Raw genomic sequence first — 17,191 nt, 5'->3', positions numbered from 1 at the left:
TTTTTAACATGCTTTTAAACGAAAAGAATGTTCTTTACAGAAGGCTTTCCGAGCAATAAATTACACTTGTCAATAATAGCTTTTTTTTGCAAAAAAAGTTCCTGTTTCCACGCGGAACTACCGCACTTTAGCGTCAAAATATTGCGCTCGAATTTGACGATTTGAACGTGTGGTTTTATGAGTGGACCCACGATCATTTCGAGGCCGTTTGTTAGCTTTTCAAGGGCCATTTCATCGGTGATGTGGGCCTTGTCCAGAACCATTTGCAACAGCACGCTAATGTCTTCGGGATCTTTCCCGCAGACCGGTTTCTTGCGCTTGATGCGGTAAGGATTTTCCATTAGAGCAACAGCAGTTTCGAAAGGACAAAGCCGCCAATCAAAATACTCGTCATGCCTGCGACAACGGTAGCCTTGGTGCTCTTACCTACGCCTTCGGCACCGCTATGGGTCGTAAAGCCAAAGAAGCAGGCGTAGCTTGCGATAAAGTAGCCGTAAAGGGTTGCCTTGATAAGGCCCACGACCAAGTCCCAGTTCTGATAGAACATGCGCACTCCGTAAAAGAATACGGCAAAGGAAACGTCTTTGTAAAGGTGGGCCACTTCGTAACCGCCTACGATACCGATAAAGATACTGATAATCGTAAGGGTCGGAAGCATGATAATCGTTGCAATCAGGCGCGGTGCAAGCAAGAACTTGTAGGGGCTTAAGCCAAGCACTTTGTAAGCGTCAAGCTGTTCGGTCACGGCCATCGTTCCAAGTTCGGAACACATGGAAGCTCCAATTCGGCCTGCAAGCACCATGGCGGTCAAAATCGGGCAGAGTTCCACCATCACCGACTTACCGACAGCCATACCCACAAACATCAATGGAATGATGTCTGCAAATTGGTAAGCGAGCTGCCATGCCATAATGGCGCCTGTGGCAAGCGATGCTGCCACCACCACGGGAATACTGGTGAGGCCTACGTGCTGCATTTGTTCCACGGTTGTGTGGAAGTTGCTAAATGCGCCGGGAACGCTCTTGAAAAGCTGCCAAACGAAGTGTAAGTAGCTTACCACCGTATGCAGAAACTTCCGGATAAACTTACCCAGGCTTTCTGCGATTCTGTTCATGATGGTAATCAAGAGTCAGCCTACTTCTTCTTGGAACCCTTCTTGGCCGGAGCGCTGATAGCCTTCTTGTAAAGGTTCATGTCGCTCAGGTACTTGATAGCTTCGTTCAACTGCTTGTCTTGCTTCAAGGAGAAGGCGGTACTTACGGAATCGTTGATGAACGCGGTCAAGAGTTCACGCTTGATGCCGTCCTTGATGTACTGCTTGTTTTCGTCGAACTGGGCGTTGCGGTTGTTTTCAAGAGCCTTGCGCATGTCTGCAATGCGCTTGGCGAGAGCGGTGTCGCTCACTACCTTGGCGCTATCGCCCATGTAGTTCTGTTCGCGGATAATGCTCTTTTCGAGCTGGTCCACGCCTACCAGTGCATTGCTCTTAATCTTGGTGAAGTTCGTGTCCTTCATGCAGAAGTCGCGGAACTGTGTGAACAGGCTGTCGGGAACTTCCCAGTTGGGGTCAATCTTCACGTTGTTCTTTTCGAGATCCGGGCGAATCTTGACGGCGAACTTGAAGTACATGGCCATGCGTTCCTGAACCTGCACGACCCAGGGCATTGGGGACAGTTCCACTTCTACGTCGGGGGATATACCACCGCTACCGAACATCATACGGCCGTTATGGGTGTAGAATGTATCGACCTTGGCGGTGTCCTTCTTGGTGGAATCGGCTTTGCCTTCGCTTTCTTCGGCGTATTCTTCTTCCAAGAGCTTGAGGCCCTTGATGCCGTTTTCGGGTTTGTTGATGCAGCGTCCGAAGGGCAGGTAGTAGAAGGCGGTCGTAAGCTTGAGGGCGTTGCCCTGGTTGTCCAGCGGGAAAATCGTCTGCACAGAACCCTTACCGAAGGATGTTTTACCGATAATCAGAGCGCGGTCCCAGTCCTGAAGGGCGCCCGATACAATTTCGGCGGCGCTGGCAGAACCCTGGTTCAAAAGAACGACCATCGGCACTTCAGGCTTCACAATGCCGTTTTTGCGGGCGTGGCTTTCGGTCTTTTGAGTGCGGCCACGGGTGCTCACAATCAAATTGCCCTGCTTCAGGAACAATTCGCTGATTTCGATAGCCTGGTTCAAAAGTCCACCCGGATTGTAGCGCATGTCGAGAATGATCTTCTTCATGCCCCTCTTCTGCAGGACCTTGAGGGCGTTTTCCACGTCGCTGGTGGTCTTGTCGCTAAAGGTGGCGAGCTTGATATAGCCGATATCCTTGGTGACCATGCCATAGTAGGGCACAGCGTGCACAATGATTTCGGCACGGGTAATGGTAAAGTCCATCAGGTCGGGCACGCCTTCGCGTTCAATGGAAACGGTCACGTCGGTGCCGATTTTACCGCGAAGCTTGTTCACGGCTTCGTCGAGGGAAAGACCCTTGGTGTCCTTGCCGTCGATTTTACGGATGCGGTCGCCGGCGCGAATGCCCAGGCGGAAAGCCGGAGTGCCGGAAAGCGGCGAAATGACGGTCAAAATATTGTCGCGGAGGCTAATAGTAATGCCCACGCCGCCGAATTTACCTTCCATCGAAACCTTGAGGCTTTCGTAGTCCTTGGGCGAGAACACGGTGGTGTGCGGGTCCAGAATGTTGCGAATGCCGTTCAATGCCGCATCGGTGAGCTCGGTCGGGTTCACATCTTCGACATACTTGCGGTTCACTTCGGAAAGCACCTTGTTCAGGCGCGAAACTTCGTTATAGAAATCTCCAGGAGGATCTTTTTTGTCGCTTGCTGCAAGCGGGCTTGTGGTGAGGCACAGAGCCGAAAGACCGGCTACAAAAAGGGTTCGAAAGTTCAGCATATTGAAATTCATGCTTTAAAAATACAATTTCATTTGTTTGCTTGACTAATAAAAACGGAAAAAACCGGCCAAAAGGCCGGTTTTTAATATAAGGAGAGAGAGAAAAAAGGTCAAAATTAGGCGGCGTCGTTCAAAACGCGGGCAAGCTGTTCATTCCGGAGCTTTTCGAGTGCGGAATCCTTGAGCTGGCGGGTGCGTTCCTTGGAAAGGCCGACCATCGGGGCGATTTCCTTCAAGTTCAGGTCGGAATCCATCTTGAAACCGAAATAGAGCTTGATGATTTCCTTTTCCTGGGCGGAAAGGCTGTTGTTCATCGCCTTGTTAAAGAGCTTGGAACGGTTGTTCTTTTCAGCGAGTTCATCGGTGCGGAATTCTTGAGCCGCAATGGTGTCGCCGAGAGTCATATCGCCGTCTTCGCCAACGGGGGTGTCGAGAGACGTAGACTTGTTACCCATCATCAAGATCTTTTCGATGTCGTCGGCTTTGTACTTGCTAACGCCTTCGAGGCTCTTCGGGTCAAGCATGAGACCGCCGCCAACGACCTGGTGCATCTGGCCGCCCTTCTTGGCGAAGCGACGGAGCACGAGTTCCTTTTCGGCGCTGATGCGGACCAAACGGCCGCGTTCTGCGATGGCGCGAGTGATGTTCTGGCGAACCCACCAAACGGCATAGCTGATGAACTTGATTTTCTGGGAGTGGTCAAAGCGGCGAGCGGCTTCAATGAGGCCCATGTTGCCTTCATTAATGAGCTCGTTCACATCGATGCCCTGACCTTTGTAAAGGTTTGCGATGTTTACGACGAAGCGGAGGTTGCTTTTGACGAGCAGGTCCATGGCTTCGCGGCTGCCTTCGCGGACTTTTGCGAGAACAACCTTTTCTTGTTCCTTAGTAAGCAGAGGATATTTAGAAATATCGTTCAGATACTGGAAATAAACATCCCTGTCGTCACGAACGTGTGTATTCTTTGTCATATCAACCTCGTTGCTTGTTGTTTCGTTTACATTCGTAAATCTACCTCCTTTTGCATTTTGAAGTGTCACGGATTATGTCTTTGTTCGCAAAAGTTATTTGTGAATTTCGTCAAAAAAAACGGCACTTTTGTCACGTTTTTGTCATAACGCCCTTTTTTTTGCCTAAATAAGGGCTATTTTTGTGTTTGCAAGAGGAAAAAATGACGACAAAATACGCAAAATCCGCCTTAAGGGCTTTTTTACGCCGCAATTATGAACGTTTTGCGGAGCTTCAAGAGGCTCAATTCGAAAAAAGCGAGCGAGAATTGATCGAAATTATGGGCGATGAGACCGATGCCCAGTATCCGATTCCGATGTTTGCGCTGATTATCCTGATTTGGATGTTCATTTTGCTGTTCCCGCTGATTTTGTTGCTAGATCCGACTTATCCGTTGACGCCGGTGTCGTTTATCAATCTTGCAACCTACTATTTGCCGCTCTTGGCAACTTTCTTGACCTTTTTGGTGAATCAGCGTTACCTTGTTCCAAAGTGTTTCTTTAGAAAACGCTATGCCTTGTTCTTTGCCGGCAATGCCTTGTTGCTTTTTATCTCGTTGATAGGTCGTGAAGTGTTCTATTTCTTGATCCAGCGTAAGGCGGATGAAGGTGTCGTTGAATTCTTTAGCAACTATTGTTTTGGTGCGGGTGCCGGGCGCGGGCATTTTTCTGTCTGGACAGTCTTTGTGTTCATGATTGCGCTTGTGCTCATTTGCTTTGTGTGTATTTTGATTTCGATGTTTTCGAGATTGATTATCAGGGCGTTTGTCTTGCGCGAAAAGAAACGTTCGACTTTGGAATACGAACTCAAGTTCTTGAAAAACCAGCTTTCGCCGCATTTTTTGTTTAACACTTTGAACAACATTACAAGCTTGATTCGCATAGACCCGGATCTTGCGGAAACAAGTATGACGAAACTTTCACAGCTGATTCGCGTAATGCTTTATCAGACTGGCGACAAGTATATTTCGCTTAAAGAAGACGTTGGTATACTGGAAAAGTATGCGGAACTTGAAAAGTTGAGACATGACGATTCCTTTGATTTCAAGTTTGAATATGAACTGGAAAATCCGGATTGCCAAGTGGAACCCTTGTTGATGATGCCCTTGATGGAAAACGCGATGAAACATTGCGTGAATCCGGACGGGAAAAGTTTTGCCCATATTAAGATTGTGCAGAAGGGAGATGAACTTAGCTTTGTCAGCGAGAACAGCAACTTCCCGCGCAAGGCAAAACCGAATGCGAGCGGCCTTGGGCTTACGACATTCAAGAAACGCTTGGAACTCATGTATAGCGGACACTATCAATATAAGGCAGGCGTAGAGGGCGATATATATAGAACAGAATTGAAAGTGGAATTGAAAAGAGATTCTGTGTAAACGCTGTATACACTTTTTTTGAAAAATTCCGAACGACGTCTTTACAATAAAAATTTGTTTATCTATAATTCGGTTCGGAGCAATTAAATAGTTTTTTAGATACATCTGTTAGCCACAGGTGTATTTTTTTATCCTGTTTAATGCTTTGTTTTTATATGGCTTTTTATATCCTGTCTAGCGAATGCTAGGGAGTTCAACAAACATCTTTTAAAAATGGAGGTCCTATGAAAAATAGGATGTCAAGGTGTGCAGCCTTGATTGGGACTGTATTGTCTCTTTCAAGTTTTGCACAAGTCTGTAATGATGTTTCGCTGTATAAAAATGGCGAAGCAGGTAAAATGGAAACGACGAACATGACGTTCCCGGAAGCGCCGGAATGGCGCGCTAATTGGGGCGAAATGAACCCGGGCGAAAGGGAGGCGCTTACCCCGCCTTATATCCGCTTGTCTGGTATGAAAGGCAAGGCGGGGGATTGGACGGGGCTTTTGACGCTGAATAAGTTACCCATAACCGTCCAATCCGGGAACGTGCTCTTGAAGGTGCGTGCTACGCAGAAAAGCAAGTTCGGTATTTGGCTGGTAGGCGATTTCGGCAATAGCGGTATCAAATTCTTTGATCTTGATGCGGACAAGACGCATTCGCTGAAGGTCCCAGTGGCAGAACTTGTCGGCAATTCTGCCAAAAAAATTGCGCATATTGGCGTGGGACTCTTTGATGTGCCTGCGCGCCAATACACGACACTCTTTATTGATGATGTGTCGCTTAGTTGCGCCGTGTCGGAAACATTGGCCGGCGATGCTGAAAAAGATGTATATCCGTATAGCGATTTGGACCCGAAAACTCCATACCGCGAAGGCAAATTCTTGAGTACGCCTGCACCTAAGACTTCGGCGGCGTATTCCGATGAAAAACGCCGAAAATTGGCGGATTCTACTCGGGCAGATTTTGTGCTGAGCGAACAGGAACATCGACTGATTGAAGAATTCCTGACTCGGACTGATTTGACTCCGCAAAAGTCTCGCAACGGCTGGTTCCGCAACATGTATTTCGTTGATCGGAATCGTCTGCGCGATAGCGTGATTGCTAATCCGAAGGGACTGTTCTACGAAGCGAATGAACGTGCCGCAGAAAGGGATAATCGCGAGATGCCCTTGCTGATTGGCAATGTGGATTACGTTTACCGCGTGTGTTCTGACAGTGCATGCAATAGCTCACAAATGATGAATGCCCGGATTTTGCAGACGGGTCTGCCTTCGGCAAGTGTGCGCGGGTCGATGCTCAAGATTTTCTATGACCCCTATTTTATATGCACGAATAGAAATTCGTTGCCGACGGTAGAAGTCTATACGAAGAATAAATGGCAAACGCTAGAACCGAAATCCGAAATGCTGATTGAATTTAGCTCGGCTGGTGTGCAGTCAATAAAAGTTCGACTTTCCGAAGGCGGCGTAACCATTAACCAAACTTTATTCGTGGAGGTAAAGTAATGAAATCTTTGTCGTTTATTTTAGCTTTGTTGGTTTGCGCATCGTTTTCTGCGGCACGAGAATACATGGATTTGTTCTTCGCTAAGGACAAAAATCGTAGCGCCGATAACCTATGCATTGTAAAACTGAATTCGCATGTGATGTCGCATCTAGATGCGGCGGGGGAATCGTGTACGCTTTCGCAGATGGTGGCGGGCGCGAGAGTTTTGAACCCTCAGGTTGACGAATCGCAAAAGTACAATTTTAATCTAGTCCGCCCCTTTTTAATTATTGATGGAATTTACCTTGGTACAGACGAAAGGCGGACTTTAAGTGATATGCAAGACGAAGTGGAGCGTTTTGGTATTGTAGATCCGCTTGTAGAATTGGGCTATACGCCTGTTCTTGTGAAGCTTCAGGAATCGGTGACAAGGTCTTTGGAAGAAAATGCGCAAACGCTTGCGAGTGTTTTGCGTATTATGAATTCGAATACTCTTTTTGGCTTTGAAAATAAGCTGACCGATGGATTTGTCGTGCTTGGTGTAAGCCAAGGCGGTATTTTAGGGCGTTATGCGGCGTATTTGTACGATAGCAAGCGAAATAAGAAAACGGATGCACCCATTCGTTTGTATGCGTCTTTGGATTCGCCGCATCAGGGTGCCGTTATGCCGCTGTCCCTTTATTATACCATTAATTTCTGGGCTGAAGAAGGAGGCTCTGCCGAGGCGGAAGCTTTCAAGGATTTGATTGAAGGCCCGGGGGCAAGCGGATTATTACTGCATCAGAAAAAGTGTATTGATGATAAATGTACAGATTACAAGTATGAAGTAGACACGTCTACGAAACGATTCCTTTTTGGTGAATATCGCAAGGCTGCCGAATATAAGGGATTCCCTGCAATACTTGTTGCCCAAGGACAATTAAAAGGAAATATTCCTGTGCATTCCGATACCTATTTTGTGCTGAATAGGCATGCGGATAAGTTGGGCGGTACGTATGGCCGTGCAGAAAGTAAGCTTTATTCTTATACCGATGGCAAAAAGGAAATTGCCAAGAATAGAATATATCAGTTCCCGGGGGATATCGTAGAAGATACTCCTGTAGAGCCTGCTACGTATGATTTTATTCAGGGCAGCACGTATCCCTTTGCTGAAACCATGTACAAGGGCTTGCGCGAAGGAATGCTTGATGCAATGCCGACGGGAATGACTAAAAATATTGCGATTTTCCCTGTTGAATTGGAAACGAGTTGGGATGAAGATACCCTGATACAAAAGAATAGCACCTTTATTCCGACGGCAAGTGCCATGGATTTGAATTGCAATGGGACGCTTGCCATGAAGGATAATTGCGCTTTTACTCAAAGTCATTCCGGTTTTCCGTTTATGCTGCCTGGAACAAAAAGCTCGGGTGATGCGGTTTATGCGGTAGATGCAACGCACCCGCGCTATAATGAAGCCATTAGCGGCAGGCATATTGAATTGCCTAGCGAGAATATGAAGGCGGATACGTCTGTTATTGCGGGCTTGCAAGTCGATATGTGGCGAGTTCTTTGTGAACTTGCAAATTTTGACTATGATTCAACGAGCAAGGAATTCCGCAATCAAAACTTGTCTTGGTATTTTGCGCCGGGAACGGATTGCATCGACCAGTCGAAAATGCCTGCATTCTTGAAGACTAGCGGTTACGTTCAAAAGAAATCTTTTGCCTATAGCCGTTATGATTACAATGCAGATGCGACAGAACAAGATAAAAAGGTGACATTTGATGTGCCCGCCGGATGGCATAAGGTGGCCTCTTTTAATAATGGAAGTGATTTGCCGGAAGGAGCTTCTTTTGAAGTTGAATTTACGGTTAACAGCTCGAAGGGCTCTTGGGTGAAGGCTGAAGTTCTGTTGCTTAAATCTTTGGCAAGCAATACTCAGTTGCAATTGCAAGAAAAGAGTGTTGCTATAGATGGGAAAAAACATCGTATATATTGGAAACTCCCTGCTGGTGAGGGTTCCCTCAAGAATTATCGCTGGATTCGTTTGGTCCTGAATTCAGATGGTGGCAATGTAACGGTTTCTAACCCTGTTTTGACTCGAACAATTGAAAATTCTGACAAGAAATATGAATCTGTTAGCGAAAATCTTTATCCGAGCTCCTATCAATTTGTTCCGTGGACTTCGGCGGTTTCTGTAAAGCCGTATAGTGATGCGCTGGGTTCTGGGGTTTCACTGCATTATCAAAAATACAATCAAGGCGCTTATTTGAATCTAAACGGAGAAAAGAGTCTAGATTCCTATAATAAGTTGCTAGTCTATTATTGGCCCGGCACATGTCAGGGAACAGGAGTTTATTTCGATTCCTATTCCCATGGAATAGAATTGCTGCGTAACAACGCTTATGTCGATGGAAATTTCTTGGTGAAAGAAATCCCGCTTTCGGACATCGTCGATGCCAAAATTACGCACAATCATCGCAAAATTGCATCTAGATTGGTCTTTGCCAGCGTGAAAACGGATGAGGTTTGTTCTGTGTACAGAATTTTTGCAAAATAGGGCCGAATTTTAGGCGATAATCTTATTTTTCTTTGCGGTATGGGGTTGTTCATGCCGCGTTTTTAGGAGAAACCATGATGATGAAAAAAATGATTCCGCTGGCGGGGTTGTCTGTTATGGCGATTGCGCTTACTGGGTGTCTTCAACCAACTGCACGATCCATGGGCGCAACGCTTATGCCTGCACCCTTGACGCATCGGGCGAATCCTGATAGTGCCTCGCAAGAGATTTCGCTGGCTGCATCGGGCTTTTACGGGCATACGGGTAATGCCTACAATGTAGAAGACTTGAATGCGGGCGGTGGAAATGTGGGTGTTACCTATCGCTTGGGTGGAAAGCTTTCTCCACTTTTTGCGAATGTAGCTGTGGGCGCTTTTGGAGGTTCGCTCCAGTTTGGTTGCGACAAAAACAGCGACTGCGATAAAAGCAATTCGTTCGATCAAAAGTATGCTGATTGGCTAAAATCAGATGAAGGCTCGGATAGCTATAGCTTCTGGAATGTGCAGGAACGTGTCCTTGTGGGTGCTGATTTCAATGTCGGCTATGCCATTTTCGGTGCCGCTGCGGGCGTTCAGATGTTCCAGGGCGGTTCTGACTACGATGATATGCGAGAAAAACTAGGTGAAGACAATCTTGTCGATAACGTTGACAAAAACAATGGTGTCGGAGTTGTTTCTTCTGTATGGCTTGGCTCGTATTTAGGGCGTCAAGGTCAATATGGTAACTTGGTTGCTGAAATGGATATTTTCTATAAAGGCGATATCGATGATTGGACATCTTCTATCAAGTGGACTTATACGCACCCGAGTGGATTCTTCGGTGGAGCGGCTTACGGAAACTTGATGGAGTTGACCCTGTTTGTCGGCAAACAGTTCGTATTCTAGTAATAAACTCCCGTAAAAAAGCAAAACAGAAGTTCCCGGCATTTTGCCGGGAACTTTTGCTTGTGAGCAACAAGCGCCTAGTATTAACTAGGCGTGGTTGCGAGAGCGAGGCGAAGACGGAGTCCCCGTCTAGCATAAGAGCCGAGCGGTCTCCCGTGAGCAACAAGCCCCAGTTGTTAAACTGGGGCGAAATAAAAAAGCCGTGGATTGAACCACGGCTCTTTCTAATTTGTTTGTAGAACGGCGATTGCCGCAACAAATTACTTGAGGGTCTGAACCTGCACGTCCCAGCTCTGGTTGCCAAGAGCGATACGGTAGGTGCTTGCGGCGCCGGCCTTCATGTTCTTGGTGTCCACTGCCGGAGCAGCGTTCGGGTCCTTCTTCGGCACGCCAATGTGGCGGTTGCCCTTGAGGAATTCGATACCCTTGTTGCCAGCCTTCGTCTGGAGGCAGCCCGTGATGAAGATGGTTTCGTCGGTAACCGGCAGACCATTTTCTTCGAGGAGAGCCTTGGCCTTCGGAATGCCCGGTTCGAGAATTTCTTCTGCGCACTGGACGCCCGGATAGGCTTCCTTGAACGGCTTCATGTTGAACTGGTCGGCAGCGATCTTCACGAGTTCCGGATCCGGTTCGCAAGGAGTCTTACCCTGGTAACCGAGGAGCATCTTGCCGTAGCCTTCGGTCATCTTGAACCACGTACCGCGGCCTGCAGCCTGGTTCAAGGTGTTCATGTAAGCCTGCTGGAAGTAGAACTGAGAAACCGGCGTCACGGAAGAAGCAAAGCCACCGCGGCGGACGCATTCACTCATGTTCTCGATAACCTTCGGGAACAGGTGGAAGGTCTTGGTTTCACGCATCATGAGGGTGTTGGCGGTAAGAGCGCCACCCGGCATGGGGCTGAAGATCACGTCGGTCGTAATCTGACGGGCTTCAGGCGGGAAGTTGTAGTCCTTGAGGCATTCAACGGCGACGTTGTTGGCTTCCATGAGTTCCGGAATGTGATCGTCGACGATGCTGTCTTCACCGAGGGCGAGCTTGTAGTCCGTACCCTTGAGGGCGTGGAACATGGAGAACAGGTCGGGCTGAGCCGTACCGCCGGAAAGCGGCTTGCGGCCGAGGTCAACGCCATCAGCGCCACCTTCGATAGCAGCCTTGTACTGGGCCACACCGGTACCGCAGGTATCATGGCTATGAATGCGGAGTTCGACCTTGTCGCCGAGGAGCTTACGGGCGCGCTTGAAGGTTTCATAAACCTTAGTCGGGTTCGTGGTACCAGAAGCGTCCTTGAAGCAAACGGAAGCGAACGGAACGCCTGCGTCCAAAATGTTGCGGAGGATGCGTTCGTAGAATTCCGGGTTGTGAGCGGCGTTGAGGTCGCATCCCGGAGGAAGTTCCATCATGGTCACGACGACTTCGTGTTCCAGACCGGCGTCGGTGATGCACTTACCGGAGTAAATGAGGTTGTTGACGTCGTTCAAGGCGTCGAAGTTACGAATACGGGTCATGCCGTGCTTCTTGAACATGTCGGCATGGAGCTTGATCATATCGCGCGGCTGCGGAGCGAGGGCCACCACGTTAATACCGCGGGCGAGGGTCTGCAGGCGGATGTTCGGGCCTACAACGCGGCGGAATTCGTCCATCATGTCGAAAGCGTCTTCGCCGCAGTTCTGGTACAGGGCCTGGAAACGGGCGCCGCCACCAGCTTCAAAGTGGGTGATGCCGGCCTTGACGGCTGCTTCGACAGCGGGCATAAAGTCCTTAGCGAAGACACGAGCACCGAAAATAGACTGGAAACCATCGCGGAACGAGGTATCCTGGAACTTGATCTTTTTCATAGTGTTTTCCTGTGGGATAAATCCCTTGTTTTTACTGTACAATAAAATACGGGGGTAAATTTAGAAAAGTAAGGAGTCGAAAGTCGGGTTCAGGAAGGTAAATGAGGTGTAAATCCAACTTGAAAATGGGTTATTGCAGGACGTTGCCGAAAAGTTCTTGCAGCATGATACGAATTGGTCTGGGAAGTAGCGAGTCGGGCTGCCTGCTGACCCAAACGATGCGTGCGCTTTGACCGTTAATGAGATAGGTGTCTATAAGCTGACGCTGGTTGTTGAAAATCTCGAAGCGGACCTCGATACGGTCCGGAATGAAGGACCAACCTGTGGCACGGTCTTCCCAATGCATAATGTACGGAATGATCACATAGTCAAATTGCTCAAGATCCTTGTCGAGAATTTGATCGATTGTTACGGGAACCGGAATAATCGAAATGGCGCTGGTGTAACGCTGCAGTTCCTTGGAAAGAGCTTGGATGACATCTGTACCCGAAGTCTCGTAGACGATGCTGCCGTATGTTCCGTTGGCTGGGGTGACCAAAAGAATTCGCGATTGCGGATACAGCGTTTTGGGCGATGGGTTCAGAAACGTGTGATGGTACGATGCAGAGCATCCGGTTGTAATCATGGCCAATGCGATGGCGAAAACGAGAAGAATAAATTTGTGCATAATAAGTCCTTTGGGGGACTTTAAATATAGATATTTAACGAAATTAGAGGCTTTTGCTATATTTACAGTATGAGTTTGATTAATACCATTGTCGTTGCCGGGGGAACCCATGGTAACGAACGGACGGGCGTGCGCTTGGTCCAGAAATGGATGGAACACCCCGAATGTTACAGTTCGCTTTGTAGCGCCAAGGTCGATTTGGTGCTTTCGAATCCTGAGGCGGTGCGTTTGAATCGCCGCTATCGCGATCATGACTTGAATCGCGCCTTTTCGCAGACTTGTTTGGATGTGACGGTTTATTCGCGGCTGTATGAATTCCGCCGCGCTAAGGAACTGAATGCTTTGTACGGCCCGAAGGGAGATGCTACCAAGACGGATTTGATTCTGGATGTGCACAACACGGGTTCGAATATGGGCTATTGCTTGATTCTGTCGACGCGAGACCCGTTTACGATGCGCGCCTCGGCGGTGTTGACTCAGGAATTCAAGAATGCCTGGATTTATTACCAGCCGGAAGAACGCTCTGCTTCGCCGTATTTTGGAACGGTGGCGAAGGCGGATGTGTGTATTGAGATCGGCCCGCAACAGCATGGAACGCTGGATGCCGCGATTTTCGAGGAATCGGAACGCCTGGTGAAACGCTACCTGGAATTGGCCGAGGAATGGAACCGCGGCGAATTGCAAAAACGCCCGCCGATTAAGGTAGATGTCTATACGCAGTTTAAGGATCTGGGTTACCCCAAGCCGCAGGGCGGTGGAGCAATTCAAGCGATGATTCACCCGGAATTGCTGGGCAAGGATTATCGCGAACTCAATGACGGCGACAAGTTGTTCCGCACATTCGATGGCGAAGATATTTTGTACCATGGCGAAAGCCCGGTGTATCCGATTTTCATTAGCGAGCCTGCGTACTACGAAAAGGATATCGCGATGAGCCTCACCAAGAAAACAGTGGAGGAGTGGTAAGTATGGCAGACGAAAATGAAGAAATGAAGGAAATCTCGGGCGAAGAACGCCTGAAGAATTTCATGGAACTGGTGCAGAACCAGAAAAACGAACCGTGGGATTCCCGCCTTTCGGATATTTTGGATGCATTCGAGGACTTCTTGACGTTACGTCCGGAACCGCCGCAGGAATGGCAGGATACCTACGCCAGGAGCGGTAAGGAATTTGACTACTACCAGATCGTGCTGCCGCAGGATTTCCAGGATCCGTATGAAGACGACTTGGGAAATATCCGCAGACTCCGCAACGAGTTCGAACGTACGCCTTCGACGATGGCGCTGGAACACGAACTGGTAAGCCGCAACTACTTTATCTTCGAAAACGGCCACGCCGAAGCGATTCCGGCACCGCGCCCGATGCTGATGCTTGAAAGCAAGGACCGCGAAGACGACGAAGAAGAACAGGAAGGCGACATTACGTGGGATTGCTGCATTTCGATTTTCCCGGACGGCAGCTACATTGCCTACAATTTGAATCACGATGACGAAGAAGAACTCGGCGAAGACTTTAAGGCCGAATTCGACAAGCATATCGATGTGCTTTCGAAGTTGCAGTTGGTGATTCCGGTGGAAGGCCGCGACTACGGAATTCTTAATAGCAGATGTTAAAGGGGAAAGTATGGGACTAAAGTCCCAACAGCTCGGCTCGATCATGCCAGCCCGCTAGCGGTCTGTCGCGATGCTCGCCTTAGGCTGTTGTCCCCTCGCTTAAGCCTCGGCTTAGCCTAAACCGCACGCTCACATGGCCGTTCCGGAATGTTCACTTAGCGGTTAGGCTTTCACCGAGTCTTTCGCTACCCTTTCCCCTAGGGGTTGGACCCCTAAAACCCCGATGGATGTATGGAAAGATTAGAAACAGAAATCTACCTGCGGTATAAGCAAATCATTGAATCGCAGGGTGTGGGAACGAGTGTGTGCGCGGGGAGCGAGTCGCCTGCGCCGCGTTACACGCACATGGAAGATTTGCTGGACCGTTACGATGCGTTCTGCTTTGACGGTTACGGTACGCTTTATAACCGCGGGAGCTTTGTTTACGACGGGGCGCTGGATTGGTATACAATGCTGCGCGCCGCAGGAAAGCAGATGCGTCTGATTACGAATGCGGCGTCTGATGTGGATTCGGTGTTGGCCGCAGATGCGGGAAAGCGAGGCTTCGCGTTTAGCGAGGCCGAGACGATTTCTTCGGGAAGCTTGCTGAAGGATTTGTGCGCTGAATTGCGCGGTCGCAGTGTCGAATCTAGTCGTGGCGTTCGCCGTGAAGTTCGCGAGGTGTATTACATCGGTCGCGAAACGGGCAAGCATGTGCTCGAAGGTTGCGGTATTAAGGCGGTGGCCCCGGCTGGTGAACCTGTGGAGCCGATTGTGGCGATTTCGTCGGCGAAGGATACACCTGAAACTTATGAACAGGCGGTAAAAATTTTGAAGCGCCCTGGCGCAATGCTCCTGGTTCTGAATTCCGATGCGTGGGCACCGAAAATTCCAGGTGACGATGGCGTGACGGTGCGCGAACCTGTTTCGGGTGCGCTTAGTGAAAGGTTGCGTCGCGATTCCATGTGCGAGACGAATGGTGGCGCTGGCTGCGAGACATTTTATTTGGGAAAGCCTTTTCCGGCGATTTGGGAGAAGGTCAAGCGGAGTTTGCCTGAGGGCTCTCGCGTGCTGATGGTGGGCGATACCTTGGGCACGGATGTGCTCGGCGCAAAAGTTGCGGGCTTTGATTCAGCGCTCGTTGTTGGCCGCAATGTGCCAGCTGATGAACTTGAGGTTGATGAACGCGCTCTTGGCATAAGGCCGGATTATTACTTATAGATTTTTAAAGGGTTTGTTAACTCACTATAACTAAAGAAAAGGGGTTGACGGCTTCGCCAGTTCCCGCTTACGCGGCTGGCTTGCCGCCCTTCGGGCTTATCGCTACGCTCAAAGTCCTAAATTCTTTTCACGGGCTTGCGCCCACAAAAGAATTTAGTCGAACCCTCTTCGAGGGTTCTTAGAAACCCTTCCCGCCAAAAACAAAAGACCAGACTTTTAGTCTGGTCCGTTTGTTTTTTAGAGCGGGAAAAGGGTTTCGAACCCTCGACATCGACCTTGGGAAGGTCGCGCTCTACCAACTGAGCTACTCCCGCGAGTGTTGCTAATTTAGAAAAAATGCGGTGTTTGTAAAGGGGTAGGGTTCTTCGGGCGTGTTTATAGGCTTGATTTTTCTATCATTAGGGCATGAAAGTTTTTGCATTGTGCTTTGTGCTGCTTATTTCGGTTGGATATGCCGAAGAAAAGTCCATGTGGACTAGATTTGTGGAATTTTTCACTCCGACTTCTGAAGTGGAAGGCGATGGCCCTCTTTATGATGAACTGCGTGAGCTGGATCGAAAAATCAATCGTGTCGAGGGCAAGTATGCTCGCGAACGTCGCCCGATGAACAAGGAACGTTACAAGAAAGAACTGAGCCAATTGCGCGAAGATCGTGAAAAACTGGTGAAGAAAATCGAGGCTGAAGAAAAGAACAAGGGCAAGTCTTCGTCTTCTGTCGCAAAGTCTTCTTCTTCGAAGAAGGTTTCTTCAAGTAGCGTCGCAAGTTCTTCTTCGCAGGCTGTTTCTTCTGCGGCACAATCTTCTTCAAGTGCAGAAGCTGCTGTTGATGTAGCTACTTGCAAGCCGGATACGGTGTATGTCCGCGACACGGTCGTTGTGCACGACACGCTTTACGTGATGCTTGCTCCGAAGCCGGAACCTGCTCCGAAAGCGGATTCTAGTGCGGCTAAAGAAAAGAAGTAATCATGCGTTACGCCAAAATCGTCAAGGGACGGTTCCTTTCTCGGCCTAACCGCTTTATTGCCCATGTCGAAATTGATGGCGTCGATACGGTTGTTCATGTTAAGAACACTGGCCGTTGTAAGGAATTGTTGGTGCCAGGCTGCACTGTGTATCTGGAAAAATCCACGAATCCAGCCCGCAAGACCCCGTACGATTTGGTGACTGTTGAAAAGAAAGTGAAGCGCAAGGGCCGGATCAAATCTATGCTGGTCAATATGGATAGTCAGGCTCCCAACAAGGTGGCGGGGGAATGGATTCAGGCCCATGAGGAATTGTTCCCGAAGTTGTCATTTGTGAAACCGGAGTACACCTTCGGAAAATCTCGGTTCGACTTTTATATTGAATTTGGGAAACACAAGATGTTTATCGAGGTGAAGGGCTGTACCTTGGAATTCGATGGTCATGCCTATTTCCCGGACGCTCCTACGGAACGAGGGGTGAAACACCTGACGGAATTGACGGAAATCTTGCGACAAAAATGCTGCGATGACGATGGAACGCCCTATGAATGCGGCATTCTGTTCTTGATTCAGATGAAGGGATGTCATTGCTTTTCGCCTTACGATGTGGCTCAGCCTGAATTCGGTGAAGCATTGCGCAGGGCGCGGGATGCTGGCGTCAAGGTGTTTGTCTACGACTGCAAAGTAACGCCTCGGACCTTGATTGCCGAAGCGCCTGTAGCTCAGGAATTGTAGTT

The 17,191-nt window shown here is 48.9% G+C and carries 15 protein-coding genes and 1 tRNA gene; 9 read left to right on the top strand and 7 right to left on the bottom strand.

Annotated features, from left to right (window positions below):
- Positions 1 to 14 precede the first annotated feature (14 nt).
- From QOL41_RS00935 to QOL41_RS00920, 4 genes are all read right to left on the bottom strand, one after another.
- Complete coding sequence (locus QOL41_RS00935) at positions 15 to 341, bottom strand: DciA family protein (RefSeq protein ID WP_283428281.1); 327 nt, start codon at positions 339 to 341, stop codon at positions 15 to 17.
- Entirely contained in the window at positions 341 to 1,114 is a 774-nt protein-coding gene (locus QOL41_RS00930; RefSeq protein WP_283428280.1) for an MlaE family ABC transporter permease, read from the bottom strand. The genes QOL41_RS00935 and QOL41_RS00930 overlap by 1 nt, the downstream gene beginning before the upstream one ends.
- Before the next feature lie 20 nt (positions 1,115 to 1,134).
- Entirely contained in the window at positions 1,135 to 2,910 is a 1,776-nt protein-coding gene (locus QOL41_RS00925) for a S41 family peptidase (protein ID WP_173653196.1), read from the bottom strand.
- Positions 2,911 to 3,014: 104 nt separating this feature from the next.
- Positions 3,015 to 3,869 carry a sigma-70 family RNA polymerase sigma factor gene (locus QOL41_RS00920; RefSeq protein WP_173653197.1) on the bottom strand — a complete coding sequence of 285 codons (855 nt, stop codon included), beginning with the start codon at positions 3,867 to 3,869 and terminating at the stop codon, positions 3,015 to 3,017.
- Between the two features lie 200 nt (positions 3,870 to 4,069).
- Between QOL41_RS00920 and QOL41_RS00915 the strand changes: the two genes are divergently transcribed.
- The 4 genes from QOL41_RS00915 (at position 4,070) to QOL41_RS00900 (ending at position 10,177) form a co-directional block, all read left to right on the top strand.
- Entirely contained in the window at positions 4,070 to 5,284 is a 1,215-nt protein-coding gene (locus tag QOL41_RS00915; RefSeq protein ID WP_283428279.1) for a sensor histidine kinase, read from the top strand.
- Positions 5,285 to 5,508: 224 nt separating this feature from the next.
- On the top strand, positions 5,509 to 6,771 hold the full coding sequence (locus QOL41_RS00910; protein WP_283428278.1) for a hypothetical protein: 1,263 nt from the start codon (positions 5,509 to 5,511) through the stop codon (positions 6,769 to 6,771).
- Positions 6,771 to 9,293, top strand: coding sequence for a hypothetical protein (locus QOL41_RS00905; RefSeq protein ID WP_283428277.1), 2,523 nt, complete (start codon positions 6,771 to 6,773; stop codon positions 9,291 to 9,293). Before QOL41_RS00910 ends, QOL41_RS00905 begins: the two co-directional genes overlap by 1 nt.
- 74 nt (positions 9,294 to 9,367) lie before the next feature.
- A complete protein-coding gene (locus QOL41_RS00900; protein WP_283428276.1) occupies positions 9,368 to 10,177 on the top strand; it encodes a hypothetical protein in 810 nt (269 codons plus the stop codon).
- Positions 10,178 to 10,437: 260 nt separating this feature from the next.
- On the opposite strand, the gene QOL41_RS00895 is transcribed toward QOL41_RS00900, so the two are convergent.
- Complete coding sequence (locus QOL41_RS00895; protein WP_088627462.1) at positions 10,438 to 12,012, bottom strand: hydroxymethylglutaryl-CoA lyase-like TIM-barrel protein; 1,575 nt, start codon at positions 12,010 to 12,012, stop codon at positions 10,438 to 10,440.
- Between the two features lie 130 nt (positions 12,013 to 12,142).
- On the bottom strand, positions 12,143 to 12,637 hold the full coding sequence (locus QOL41_RS00890) for a DUF4823 domain-containing protein (protein ID WP_283428816.1): 495 nt from the start codon (positions 12,635 to 12,637) through the stop codon (positions 12,143 to 12,145).
- 111 nt (positions 12,638 to 12,748) lie between these two features.
- On the opposite strand from QOL41_RS00890, the gene QOL41_RS00885 reads away from it, so the two are divergent.
- The 3 genes from QOL41_RS00885 (at position 12,749) to QOL41_RS00875 (ending at position 15,492) form a co-directional block, all read left to right on the top strand.
- Positions 12,749 to 13,645, top strand: a complete 897-nt coding sequence (locus tag QOL41_RS00885) for an aspartoacylase (protein WP_283428275.1) — start codon at positions 12,749 to 12,751, stop codon at positions 13,643 to 13,645.
- Between the two features lie 2 nt (positions 13,646 to 13,647).
- A complete protein-coding gene (locus tag QOL41_RS00880; RefSeq protein WP_283428274.1) occupies positions 13,648 to 14,292 on the top strand; it encodes a hypothetical protein in 645 nt (214 codons plus the stop codon).
- Positions 14,293 to 14,523: 231 nt separating this feature from the next.
- Complete coding sequence (locus QOL41_RS00875) at positions 14,524 to 15,492, top strand: HAD-IIA family hydrolase (protein WP_283428273.1); 969 nt, start codon at positions 14,524 to 14,526, stop codon at positions 15,490 to 15,492.
- Between the two features lie 241 nt (positions 15,493 to 15,733).
- On the opposite strand, the gene QOL41_RS00870 is transcribed toward QOL41_RS00875, so the two are convergent.
- Positions 15,734 to 15,806, bottom strand: a tRNA-Gly gene (locus QOL41_RS00870).
- Between the two features lie 91 nt (positions 15,807 to 15,897).
- On the opposite strand from QOL41_RS00870, the gene QOL41_RS00865 reads away from it, so the two are divergent.
- Positions 15,898 to 16,455 (top strand): hypothetical protein, encoded by a 558-nt coding sequence (locus QOL41_RS00865; RefSeq protein WP_283428272.1) that lies wholly within the window; start codon positions 15,898 to 15,900, stop codon positions 16,453 to 16,455.
- Positions 16,456 to 16,457: 2 nt separating this feature from the next.
- On the top strand, positions 16,458 to 17,189 hold the full coding sequence (gene sfsA / locus QOL41_RS00860) for a DNA/RNA nuclease SfsA (RefSeq protein ID WP_283428271.1): 732 nt from the start codon (positions 16,458 to 16,460) through the stop codon (positions 17,187 to 17,189).
- The last annotated feature ends 2 nt before the right edge of the window (positions 17,190 to 17,191 follow it).

Origin of the sequence: Fibrobacter sp. UWB10 (assembly GCF_900182935.1) — a bacterium.
In the GTDB taxonomy this organism is placed as follows: Bacteria; Fibrobacterota; Fibrobacteria; order Fibrobacterales; family Fibrobacteraceae; genus Fibrobacter; species Fibrobacter succinogenes_O.
The sequence above is the reverse complement of the archived record's forward strand: the minus strand, read 5'-3'. Positions and strand labels throughout refer to the sequence as shown.